Source organism: Mycobacterium sp. (genome assembly GCF_046330795.1).
Classification (GTDB): domain Bacteria; phylum Actinomycetota; class Actinomycetes; order Mycobacteriales; family Mycobacteriaceae; genus Mycobacterium.
The window spans coordinates 102,102-113,761 of record NZ_JAXLSA010000009.1 but is presented as its reverse complement, the minus strand read 5'-3'; the positions used below and the strand labels follow the sequence as shown (position 1 = coordinate 113,761).

Annotated in this window: 11 protein-coding genes; 10 read left to right on the top strand and 1 reads right to left on the bottom strand. The window is 67.1% G+C overall.

Annotated elements, in window-relative coordinates; all coding sequences use genetic code 11:
• The 10 genes from U0R18_RS20825 to U0R18_RS20780 form a co-directional block, all read left to right on the top strand.
• The coding region (locus U0R18_RS20825) for a sodium:calcium antiporter (protein WP_526372041.1) at nucleotides 1-665 on the top strand (665 nt) is incomplete at its 5' end.
• Between the two features lie 20 nt (nucleotides 666-685).
• Entirely contained in the window at nucleotides 686-1,315 is a 630-nt protein-coding gene (locus U0R18_RS20820; protein ID WP_526372039.1) for a dTMP kinase, read from the top strand.
• 123 nt (nucleotides 1,316-1,438) lie between these two features.
• On the top strand, nucleotides 1,439-2,125 hold the full coding sequence (mtrA, locus tag U0R18_RS20815; RefSeq protein WP_526372037.1) for a two-component system response regulator MtrA: 687 nt from the start codon (nucleotides 1,439-1,441) through the stop codon (nucleotides 2,123-2,125).
• Nucleotides 2,126-2,181: 56 nt separating this feature from the next.
• Nucleotides 2,182-3,819: an MtrAB system histidine kinase MtrB gene (gene mtrB, locus U0R18_RS20810; protein ID WP_526372035.1), complete on the top strand. Its 1,638-nt coding sequence runs from the start codon at nucleotides 2,182-2,184 to the stop codon at nucleotides 3,817-3,819.
• Nucleotides 3,820-3,875: 56 nt separating this feature from the next.
• Nucleotides 3,876-5,651: an MtrAB system accessory lipoprotein LpqB gene (lpqB, locus tag U0R18_RS20805; protein WP_526372033.1), complete on the top strand. Its 1,776-nt coding sequence runs from the start codon at nucleotides 3,876-3,878 to the stop codon at nucleotides 5,649-5,651.
• Between the two features lie 101 nt (nucleotides 5,652-5,752).
• Nucleotides 5,753-6,073, top strand: coding sequence for a WXG100 family type VII secretion target (locus U0R18_RS20800; RefSeq protein ID WP_526372031.1), 321 nt, complete (start codon nucleotides 5,753-5,755; stop codon nucleotides 6,071-6,073).
• Nucleotides 6,066-6,356: a WXG100 family type VII secretion target gene (locus tag U0R18_RS20795; protein ID WP_526372029.1), complete on the top strand. Its 291-nt coding sequence runs from the start codon at nucleotides 6,066-6,068 to the stop codon at nucleotides 6,354-6,356. Before U0R18_RS20800 ends, U0R18_RS20795 begins: the two co-directional genes overlap by 8 nt.
• 5 nt (nucleotides 6,357-6,361) lie before the next feature.
• Nucleotides 6,362-9,004, top strand: coding sequence for an ADP-ribosyltransferase (locus U0R18_RS20790; RefSeq protein ID WP_526372027.1), 2,643 nt, complete (start codon nucleotides 6,362-6,364; stop codon nucleotides 9,002-9,004).
• Between the two features lie 101 nt (nucleotides 9,005-9,105).
• Nucleotides 9,106-9,570, top strand: a complete 465-nt coding sequence (locus U0R18_RS20785; protein WP_526372025.1) for a hypothetical protein — start codon at nucleotides 9,106-9,108, stop codon at nucleotides 9,568-9,570.
• Between the two features lie 3 nt (nucleotides 9,571-9,573).
• On the top strand, nucleotides 9,574-10,032 hold the full coding sequence (locus U0R18_RS20780) for a hypothetical protein (RefSeq protein ID WP_526372023.1): 459 nt from the start codon (nucleotides 9,574-9,576) through the stop codon (nucleotides 10,030-10,032).
• A 93-nt stretch (nucleotides 10,033-10,125) separates the two neighbouring features.
• Here the strand turns inward: U0R18_RS20780 and U0R18_RS20775 are convergent, their stop codons facing one another.
• Nucleotides 10,126-11,625, bottom strand: coding sequence for an amino acid permease (locus U0R18_RS20775; protein WP_526372021.1), 1,500 nt, complete (start codon nucleotides 11,623-11,625; stop codon nucleotides 10,126-10,128).
• Between the last annotated feature and the right edge of the window lie 35 nt (nucleotides 11,626-11,660).

Below are 11,660 nucleotides of genomic sequence, written 5' to 3'. Positions count from 1 at the left end.
CCCTGCGCCTGGACCTGCCGGCAATGGCCCTGGCCGCTCTGCTGCTCTACGTGTTCGGCCGCGACGGCACCCTGACCGCGGTGGAGGGCGCGGTCCTGCTGGCCGCCGCCGTGATATACACCCTGCTGCTGATCCGGCAGACCCGGCGCGAAAACCCGTCCGTGGTGGCCGAATACGACGCCGAGTATCCGGCGCAGCGATCCGGCCCGGTGGCGTGGCAGGTGGTTCTGCTGGCCGCTGGACTGGCGGTGATCCTCGTCGGCGCGCACCTGTTGGTGCAGGGCGCCGTCGGGCTGGCCCGCGACCTCGGCGTGTCGGATGCCCTGATCGGTCTGACCGTCGTGGCGATCGGCACCAGTGCGCCCGAGCTGGCGACCACGATGGTCGCGACGTTCCGCGGCAACCGCGACATCGCGATCGGCAACCTGATCGGGTCGAGCACCTACAACGTGACCTTCATCCTGGGGACCTCGCTGCTGTTCGCCCGCGAACCCGTGGCGGTGGATCCGGAATTGATCACCGTCGACCTGCCGGTGATGGTGGCCGCCGCGCTGGTGTGCCTGCCCATCTTCCTGACCGGACGCCGGGTGACCCGCGTCGAGGGTGTCCTGATGGTGCTGGCCTACGCGGCCTACCTGGCCTACCTGATCATCGTGCGGGCCTGAGCCCGGTTACGCTGCTGGGCGTGCTGATCGTGATCGAAGGCCTCGACGGCGCGGGCAAGCGGACGCTGACCGACGGCCTGCGCAGCGCATTCGAGGCCGCCGGAAAGTCCGTCGCCACCTTGGCATTTCCCCGCTACGGCCAGTCGGTCCATGCCGATCTGGCCGCCGAGGCGCTGCACGGCCAGCACGGCGACCTGAGCGAATCGGTGTACGCGATGGCGCTGCTGTTCGCGCTGGACCGGGCCGGCGCGCGCGAGGACCTCGACCGGCTGCGGTCGGGTCATGACGTGGTGCTGCTGGACCGCTACGTGGCGTCCAACGCCGCCTACAGCGCCGCGCGGCTGAATCAGGGCGGCGACGGCGACGTGGTTTCCTGGGTGGGGGAGCTCGAGTTCGGCCGGTTCGGTCTGCCGAAGCCGGATCATCAACTGCTGCTTGATGTTTCGGTCGAACTTGCCGGGCAGCGGGCTCGGCAGCGCGCCGCCGACGATGCGGCCCGGACCCGCGACGCCTACGAGCGCGACGGGGGACTGCAGCAACGGACGGGTGCGGTGTACGCGCAGCTGGCCGCCGCCGGCTGGGCCGGACCGTGGCTGACGCTCGGGCCGGACACGGTTCCCGCCGACGTCGCGGCGAGCCTGTCGCCCTGACCCGATCTGTTCAGCCCCGGCTGCGAAAAAGTTCGAGTAACCGTCGCGGTGAGCGCTGAACAGATGCAAAAAGAGGCTCCGCGCGGGTGTGGCAGCCCGAAAATGTCGCAATCGAGTGACACCATGGACGCCATGAGGCAACGGATCCTTGTCGTCGATGACGACGCTTCACTGGCCGAGATGCTCACGATCGTGCTCCGCAACGAGGGCTTCGACACGGCCGTGGTCGGCGACGGCACCCAGGCGCTCACCGCGGTCCGGGAGCTGCGCCCCGATCTGGTGCTGCTGGATCTGATGCTGCCCGGCATGAACGGCATCGACGTCTGCCGGGTGCTGCGCGCCGACTCGGGCGTCCCGATCGTCATGCTCACCGCCAAGACCGACACCGTCGACGTCGTCCTGGGTCTCGAGTCCGGCGCCGACGACTACGTCATGAAGCCGTTCAAGCCGAAGGAACTGGTGGCCCGTGTGCGCGCCCGGCTGCGCCGCAACGACGACGAGCCCGCCGAGATGCTCTCGATCGCCGACATCGACATCGACGTGCCCGCCCACAAGGTCACCCGCGGCGGAGAACAGATCTCACTCACCCCGCTGGAATTCGACCTGCTGGTCGCGCTGGCACGCAAACCGCGCCAGGTGTTTACTCGGGATGTGCTGCTCGAACAGGTGTGGGGCTACCGTCATCCCGCCGACACCCGGCTGGTGAACGTCCATGTCCAGCGCCTGCGCGCCAAGGTCGAGAAAGATCCCGAGAATCCGCAGGTGGTGCTGACCGTTCGAGGAGTGGGATACAAGGCCGGACCTCCGTAGCCCATGATCCCGCGCCGTGACGATGCGGAGCGCAGCGATGAGGAGGAGCGGCGCTCGTGATCCTGCGCTCGAAACGACGATCCCGCGGCCCCTGGGGACGGACGGGCCCGGTGGTCAGTGGGCTCAGCGCGCTGAGCCGCGCGGTGGCCGTCGCGTGGCGGCGCTCGCTGCAGCTGCGGGTCGTCGTGCTCACCCTCGGCATGTCCCTGGCGGTGCTGCTGGTCCTCGGATTCGTGCTGACCAGTCAGATCACCGACCGCGTGCTCGAGGTCAAGGTGCGCGCGGCCACCGAGGAGATGGACCGGGCCCGCACCACCGTCGGCGGGATCGTCGGCGGTGAAGAGGCCCGCTCCCTGGACTCCAGCCTGCAACTGGCCCGCAACACCCTGACCTCCAAGACGGGTCCTTCGTCGGGATCCGGCCTGGCCGGCACGTTCGACGCGGTCCTGCTGGTCCCCGGCGACGGCCCGCGGGCCGCCACCTCCGTCGGCCCCGCTGACCAAATCCCCACGGCGCTCAGGGATTTCGTCAAGGCCGGCCAGGTGTCCTACCAGTACTCCCAGGTCCGTACCGACGGCTTCGACGGGCGCGCGCTGATCATCGGCAGCCCCGCGTCGGCGCAGGGCACCACCGGCATGGAGCTCTACCTGATCTTCCCGCTGACCAACGAGGAGAGCACCATCTCGCTGGTCCGCGGCACCATGGCCACCGGCGGCCTGGTCCTGCTGCTCCTGCTGGCCGGAATCGCCTGGCTGGTCTCGCGGCAGGTGGTGCTGCCGGTCCGCACCGCCTCCCGTACCGCCGAACGATTCGCCGAGGGCCACCTGACCGAACGGATGCCGGTGCGCGGCGAGGACGACATGGCCCGGCTCGCGGTGTCGTTCAACGACATGGCCGAGAGCCTGTCCCGCCAGATCACCCAGCTCGAGGAATTCGGCAACCTGCAACGCCGCTTCACCTCCGACGTCAGCCACGAACTGCGCACCCCGCTGACCACCGTGCGGATGGCCGCCGACCTGATCTACGACCACAGCGAGGACCTGGACCCCGCGCTGCGGCGCTCCACCGAACTGATGGTCAACGAACTCGACCGGTTCGAGTCACTGCTCAACGACCTGCTCGAGATCTCCCGCCACGACGCCGGTGTGGCCGAATTGTCCGTGGAGGCAGTCGATCTGCGCGCCACCGTCAACAGCGCGCTGGGCAACGTGGGCCACCTGGCCGACGACGCCGGCGTGGAGCTGCTGGTCGACATGCCCGCCGACGACGTCATCGCCGAGATCGACGGCCGTCGGGTGGAACGCATCCTGCGCAACCTGATCGCCAATGCGATCGACCATGCCGAACACAAACCCGTGCGCATCCGGATGGCCGCCGACGAGGACACCGTCGCCGTCACCGTCCGCGACTACGGGGTGGGCCTCAAACCCGGTGAGGAGAAACTGGTCTTCAGCCGATTCTGGCGCTCGGACCCGTCGCGCGTCCGGCGTTCCGGCGGCACCGGGCTGGGGCTGGCCATCAGCATCGAGGACGCCCGGCTGCACCAGGGCCGGCTCGAGGCCTGGGGCGAGCCCGGCAAGGGCGCCTGCTTCCGGCTCACCCTGCCGCTGGTGCGTGGACACAAGGTGACCACCAGCCCGCTGCCGCTCAAACCAATGGCGCCGGAGCGCAAGGATCCGAAGGTGACGGTGTGAGCGGCCAACACCCGCGAGCGTGCACTCATATGCAGAATCGGGACGCGAAAACACATATGGCTGCACCCTCGCGCGGGCTTTCGCGCCTCCTGCTGACGGTGCTGCTGTTGCTGCTCACGGGGTGCGCCGGCGTGCCCAGTTCGTCGGCGCCGCAGGCAATCGGCACCGTCGAACGCCCCGCCCCGCAGTCGCTGCCCAAACCCACCCCCGGCATGGAACCCGACCTGCTGCTGCGCGAATTCCTCAAGGCCACAGCAGATCCCGCGAACCGGCACCTGGCCGCCCGGCAGTTCCTCACCGACTCGGCATCGGCCAACTGGGACGACGCCGGCAGCGCACTGCTGATCGACAAGGTGGTGTTCGTCGAAACCCGCAGCTCCGACCGGGTCTCGGTGAACATGCGGGCCGACATCCTCGGATCCCTCTCGGACATCGGCGTTTTCGAGACCGCCGACGGCGCGCTGCCCGACCCGGGACAGATCGAACTGGTCAAGACCTCCGACGGCTGGCGGATCGACAAGCTGCCCAACGGCGTCTTCCTGGACTGGCAGCAGTTCCAGCAGACCTACAAGCGACATACCCTGTACTTCGTCGACCCCACCGGCAAGACCACCGTGCCCGATCCGCGCTATGTCGCGGTGTCCGACCCGGATCAGCTTGCCACCGAACTGGTCTCGAAACTGATCGCCGGACCGCGCCCCGAGATGGCCAAGTCCGTCCGCAACATGCTCGCCGCCCCGCTGCGCATGCTCGGACCGGTGACCCGCGCCGACGGCGGCAAGACCGGCGTCGGCCGCGGCTACGGCGGCGCGCGGGTCGAACTGCAGAGCCTGCCGACCACCGACCAGCACAGCCGGTTACTGCTTGCCGCACAGATCATCTGGACGCTGGCGCGCAGCGACATCAAGGGCCCCTACATCATCAACGCCGACGGCGGGCCGCTCGACGACCGGTTCGCCGACGGCTGGCAGGCCACCGACGTCGCCGCCACCGACCCGGGTGTGGTCGACGGCGCCTCGGCCGGACTGCACGCCCTGGTCGGCGGATCGCTGATGTTCCTCGACGGCCAGCGGTCCACCCGGGTGCCCGGGTCGTTCGGCTCCATGACCGACCAGGCCTCGGCCGCGCTGTCCCGCGACGGCCACGACGTCGCCTCGGTGGTCACCCTGCGTCCCGGCGCACCCGACAGTGCGTCGTCGCTGTGGATCGGCGCCATCGGCGAGGGCGCGGTCCAGGGCGCCGACGGCCGCAGCATGTCGCGGCCGACATGGGCACTCGACGAAGCGGTCTGGGTGGTGGTCGACGGCAACAACGTCGTGCGCGTCATCCAGGAGGCCGCGTCCGGCCAGCCGGCCCGCATCCCGGTCGACCTGACCGCCGTCACCGCCCGCTTCCCGGGCGTCATCGACGAACTGCAGCTGTCCCGCGACGGCACCCGTGCGGCCATGGTGATCGACGGGCAGCTGACGCTGGCGTCGGTGGAACAGACCGCGGGCGGCGAGTTCGCTCTGACCTACCCGCGCCGACTGGCCTACGGGCTGGGCCCGTCGGTGGTGTCGGTGTCGTGGCGCACCGGTGACGACATGGTGGTCACCCGCAACGACCCCGCCAACCCGGTGGCCTACGTCAACCTCGACGGCGTGAACTCCGACGGCCCCGGCCGGAATCTGTCGGCGCCCGTCGGCATCGTCGCGGCCAACCCGTCGGCGGTCTACCTGGCCGACGCGCGCGGGGTCATGCAGCTCTCGGGATCCGGCGCCGAGGATGACCAGAGCTGGACCGACGTGCGGCCCTTCATCGCCCCCGGCGCCATGCCGGTGCTGCCCGGCTGAGCCGATAGCGGATCGGTTCCCGTTTTCGCTGTCCTGTCGAATAATTTGCAGTTCAGGCGGGTGAATTGTTGACGACTCACTGAGCCGCTAGCGTTTGCTCCGTGAGTGGAACAGGTGATGGTGGCGTCCTGAATGTGGACCCCGGATCCCTGCGAGCCGCTTGTGAGGCATTGACCGCCGGTGCGCAACATCTGCAGGCCGGGCTGCGAGATCTCGACAGCGAAGCTCAGCAGGTGCTGGGTACCTGGGAGGGTTCGGCCGGCGGTTCCTACGCGGCCGCGTGGCGCCAGTGGCACGACGGCTCGCTGAAGGTGCAGCAGGCATTGGCGACCATCGCCGAACGGCTCGGCCAGGCAGGGCAGGAGTTCGCGGCCAACGAGCAGGCCTCCGCGGCGAAGTTGCGAGGTGTGCACGGTGGCTGACCCATTCGCCGTCGACCTGGACCGGCTGGCCGACATCGTCGACCGGATGACGTCCTATCAGGCGACGGTCGACTCCATGGTGGAGGAGTGCGACGCCGTTGTGGTCAACCTGCATGCGAACTGGCACGGCGTTGCCAGCGATGCTCACGAAGACGTCCACAAGCAGTGGAAGGCGGGCGCCGACATGATGCGGAACGCATTGGCGCAGTTACGAATCGCCGGTGGCCGCGCCCACAACTCCTACCGCGGTGCGATCGAGGCGAACCAGAAGATCTGGGGCTAGCAGCCATGGGTGATCCGTTACGGGTGGATCCTGCGGCGCTCTCGGGCGCAGGATCTGCGGTCGCGGACCTCAGCAGTGGGCTGATCGCCGCGCTGAGCGCCCTGACCAACGCCTATGACGCCAACACCGGTCAGGACGCGGCCGGCACCGCTTTCGGCTTCGCCTACCAGGATTCGGCCCGCGCCCTGGTCGAGAGTGTGGCCAAGGGAGTCAACGCATTACGCCACATCGGTTACCTGATCCAGGGCTCGGCTACCATCTACTCCCGGGCGGAGGCCGCCGCCGATATCCGGGGTGGGGCGTCACCGCTTCCGGAGCCGGTCGCACCAACGGAATTCACCAAGCCGGGCGGTGATCCCGATGTGAACGGGCCCGGCCGAACCCCGCCCGTCTTGTGGTACCTGGTCGAGTTCCTCGTCGGCGACTTTTGGCCAAATGGGGAGCCGAACCAGCTGCACGCCGCTGCTGCCGCATGGAATGCACTCGTCGGCCCGCTCTACGGTGTGACAGGTCAGAACGCCGGGCCCTACGGGGTGATCGACGCACAACAGATGCCGTGCAAGGAACCGATGAAGACGGCCGTGCGTGATGTGGGCACCGCCCTGTCGTCACTGGCCGGTGAGGCGCAGACGATCGCCGGCGAATTGAGCGGGTTCGCAACCGAAGTCGAACGCACCCAGAATGCGGTCCGTGATCTGCTCCGCAGGCTCGAGTCGGTAGTGGGATCGATTGTCGACAACGGAATCCTGGGCACCGTCATCAACCTGGTGACCGGTGACGCCGAGGAGAAGATCCACGAGGTCGCCAACGACATCAAGGCCCTTATCGACAGACACAAGCAGCAGTCCGCAGCCCGCAAGGAACTGCTCGCCGGCCTGGTCAGCGGGATCAAGAACTATTCGCGCGCCATGGAGATCTTCATGCGCGTCGAGATGGTGCAGTACCTCGGGGAGGACGCCGGACGTGTCACGGCCAATGTCTACGACGCGGTCACGGACGCCGGTGTGGGTGTGACGCTCGGCGCGGTCAACACCGTCGGCGGTTTGGTGACCGGATTCGATCCCGTCGGCGATCCGAAGGGCACGTGGGCCATGGTCGAGGGCCTGGGCAAGATGGCGCTGACGTTCAACCCGATGACGGCTCCCGCGGCAATTGCGATGGACCCCCAGGGCACACTCGACATGGTCAAGAACGTCACCCATTTCGACGATACGTTCACCCGCAATCGGCCCTTCATCGGAATTGGCGAATCGCTCTTCGATATCGGCACGGCCATCGTTCCGGGCGGAGCGGGGGTCAGGGCGGCTTCCGGTGCCCGCGTGGCCGAAGGAGCAGCCGCGCGTGCGGAGGTGGGGGCGGCCGAGCGAGCTGCTGGCGAGCTCGGTGAAATTGCTTCGGCAACAACGGGTTTACGGGGCCTGACCCGCGACGTCGAGGGCATTACCAGCAAGCTCGACGACCTCGAGCGCACCGGCCTGGGCGGCGGCAAACCACCGTCCGGTAGCCCCGGCCCGCTGCCGAAGCTACCCGAGCCCGGAATTCCGCCGGCCGGTCGGGAACCGGTTCCTTCGTCGGCGCCGACGGGCGGGAAGCCGGTCTCGGCGCCGCCAGACGCTGGGTTGCCCCCGCCTGTGACACACACCGCTCCGGCACCAGAAGCCGAAGTGCCCTCTGCCCCTGCGGGTTCAGAGGTGACTTCGCCGGCTTCTGCGGCACCGGACGGGGCCGGCCATGTTCCGAGCGCCCCTTCGGGTGGGCAGTTGTCGGCGCTCCCGACGGAAGCACCCGGAGTTGATCATCCCGGTGTAGCGCCGCACGGCGACGGCAGCCTGCACGACGGCGGTGTCGGCGGAGACCACAACGGTGGACCGCCACACAACGGTGACACTCACGGTGGTGGGCCCGGCGGCCAGCAGCCGAACAACCCGCCCCACACTGGCCTGTACGACCCGCCTGCGAACTACGGCATTCCCGGTGAACATCTGCCGGACCTGGCGGAGATCGACAATGAGTTTCGCCTACCAAATGGCGCGATCGATCCGCGACGAATGGTTGAGTGGGCAACTCGGGTGGCCGAGGAATATCCGCTGATCACAAAGGACGGCGTCCTTGGGATCTACAATTACACCACAGATTCATTTGAAGCCATCAACCCTTACCTTCGAAACATCGATCCATTGAATGCGAACCAGGAGGCAATTCTTCAGGCTCATTCCATTGTGGAAATGACCGACGAACAGCGTCTGTTCTGGGAAGCGAGGATAAGCCAGGCCGACGAAGGTTTGGCAGCTCTGCCGCCTTATCGGCTCGATCCGAGCGACTTGATGTCCACCACCTGGCGGGGAATGCGTGGTACGGACGAGCTGCTCAGCCGGTTGAACGTCGGCGATGTATTCCACGATCCGGGTTATTACAGCACGACGCTGGACCAATCAATTGCTGATGACTTCGCGCGCGGTGCAGAACCAGGAACCACGCCAACGCTCATGACGGTCATAGGACATGATGGTGTTCACGTGGCGCCATTATCAAGGTTCGCCCACGAAAGTGAGGTCTTGTTCCCGCGCAATTCGAGTTTCGAAGTCCTATCGCGAGTGATGGGCGACGACGGTATACTCAAAATTACTGTTAGGCAGGTTCCTCCGTGACATCCCATGTTCTTTCGTCGTCGGGCGAAATCGCAGACTGGCTTCGTCGGCATATGAGGGTCGGCTGGGGACTTGGTCATCCCTACGTGCGTAGCTTGCAGATGGCCAACTATCTTCCGAAGCACTCCCTATTCGACTGGCCTACTGATCGACTGGAGACCTTGGGTGCTGGATTGATCGCGTTGGGCCATCCTGTGAGCGCTTTGGACGAGGGTGTTGAAGTCAAGTTGCCGGAGCGAATCGTCGAAGTCTCGGTTGATCGCAGCATCCCCGGTGACGGGCCCCCGGAGGCCTACATGCTGGAGTCAATCGAGCGCGGTCGTCCGGACTACGTGGGTAACTCGCCAGAAGTTCTCATCGAACTGATTCGCCGGCTCGTGCAGTCGATACCGGAACCGATCCACGATGACCGAGTCCAAGTTGGCTTTCCAGGTCAACCGTCGGGCGAACTGATCTATGTCGGCAGCTGGCAATGGGATATTCATGGCGAAGCCCGTGGGGCCGAGTTCGTCGCGCGCGCTGCGGCGGCGACGCTGGCTGCGATCGAAGCTGCGGAAAGGGATTAGTCAGTGGCCGAAGACATCGTGACGACACTCTCCAAACTTCCTGCGATGCCAGCGATCACGTACCGAGGCATGGCTGGCCCGAGGCCAAATGCATCCTTCACGCTCAGCGGGATCCTGCCCACGTCGATGGATCCTCGCGTGGCGAGCGAGAACTTCACCGCCGAATGGCTGGCTGCGATCGTGAGCATCACGGGTCGGCTGGTGGCGCCGTTCGCGCGGTACCGCGAAGAACAGGAGATCGCCATGCTGCCGGGGACTCTGCTGCTCATGACGGGCTCGGTGAACGTGCCGGGACTGCCCGGCAGCGTGGTGCTCCTGGCGGAACCCGGCGACGCCCCTGGGTTGCCTGCTGATCTGCCCGCGCTGAAACAGACAGTGATCGAACAGATCTCAGGTGCCCTGGCGCGTCCGGACGTCACGATCAACACGCCGGGTCGGTTCGCCTTTCGCCCGCCCAAGTGACGTGACCGGACCCGTTCCATCCGTGAGCGTGCGTAGCGGTACGCATCCGCCCCGCGTTTCGCGTACCAACACGCACGCTCGCCGAGTAGCGCCCTAGCGCGGGATGGCGTCGTCGTAGGGCGCCGTGCTGCGGTCGTGCAGCGGGTGAATCGTCATGTACACCAACCCGATTCCCACCACGACGGCCGCCGAGAGGGCGACGATCCAATTGTCGAACCACGGCGCGCCGGGGGTGCGGGGCCAGGCCATGTTGATCATCGCGACGACGCCGTAACCGAGGGCGGCAACGTTGACCGGCAGTGCCCATCGGCCCAACCGGTACTTGCCGCTGGGCACCCAGCCCTTGAGGCGGGCCCGCAGCGCAGCGAAAACGACCATCTGGAATGCGAGATAGATGCCGAACGCCGCGAAGCTGATGATCTTGGTGATCGCGTCGGTCGAGAACTTCGAACCGATCACGATCACCGCCGGCACCGCGGCGGCCAGCAACAGCGCATACGGCGGCACGTGCCGGGTCTCGGAGAACTTCTTGAGCGCCGAGCTGCCCATGATCATGTCGTCGCGCCCGTAGGAGTAGGCCAGCCGGCTGGCGGCCGCCTGCAGACTCATGGCACACGACAGGAACGAGATCAGCACGACGAACAGCACGATCCGGGCACCGACGGTGCCGAACGCCTCGGTGAGCAGGGTGCTCACCGGGTCGGTGTCCTCGCCGGCGATCACGGCGGGGATGTCGGAGACGGCCAGCACCAGGGCCAGGCAGACGAACGTCGCCGCGGCACCACCGACATAGATGGTGCGCCGCATGGCCTTCGGGATCAGCCGGCCGGGGTTGGGCACTTCCTCGGCGACGTCGCCGCACGCCTCGAAGCCGTAGTACTGGTAGATGCCGATGAGCGCGGCGGCCGCGAACGCCCACAGGTAGTTGCCGTCACCGCCGGCGCCGAAGCTGTCGAAGATGATGCCGAGGTTGTGTTCGCGGTGTGCGACCAGTAGCCAGATGCCGACCACCAGCGCACCGATGATCTCGGCGGTGAAGCCGATGATTGCCGCCCGGGCAAGGACTTTCGTGCCCATGAAATTGATGATCGTGGCGAGCACCAGCAGGCCCAGTGCGAACAGGATGGTGTTGTTGACGGTGGCCTCGATGCCGAACGCGGCCGCGATGTAGGGCCCGGCCCCGTAGACCACCGACGCGATGGTCACCAGGAGTGCGACGAGGTAGATCCACCCCGTCATCCAGGCGTATCGACGACCCCACAGCCGGCGCGCCCACGGGTAGACGCCGCCGGCGACGGGGAACTGGGCGACCACTTCGCTGAACACCAGCGCGACCAGCAGCTGGCCCAGGCCGACGATGAGGAAGCTCCAGATCATCGGCGGCCCGCCGGTGGCCAACGCGAAGGCGAACAGGGTGTACACGCCGACGACCGGCGACAAGTAGGTGAATCCGAGCGAGAAGTTCGCCCACGGGCTCATGTCCCGCTTGAACTCCGACGTGTAGCCGAGGGCGTGCAGGTGCGCCGCATCGTCCTCGTCGTGGAAGTCGTAGTAACCCTCGTCGGCAGGCGAGGGGTTCGAGGATGTGGCCATGGGACTGCTTTCTGCCGGTGGGCACGAGCACGGTG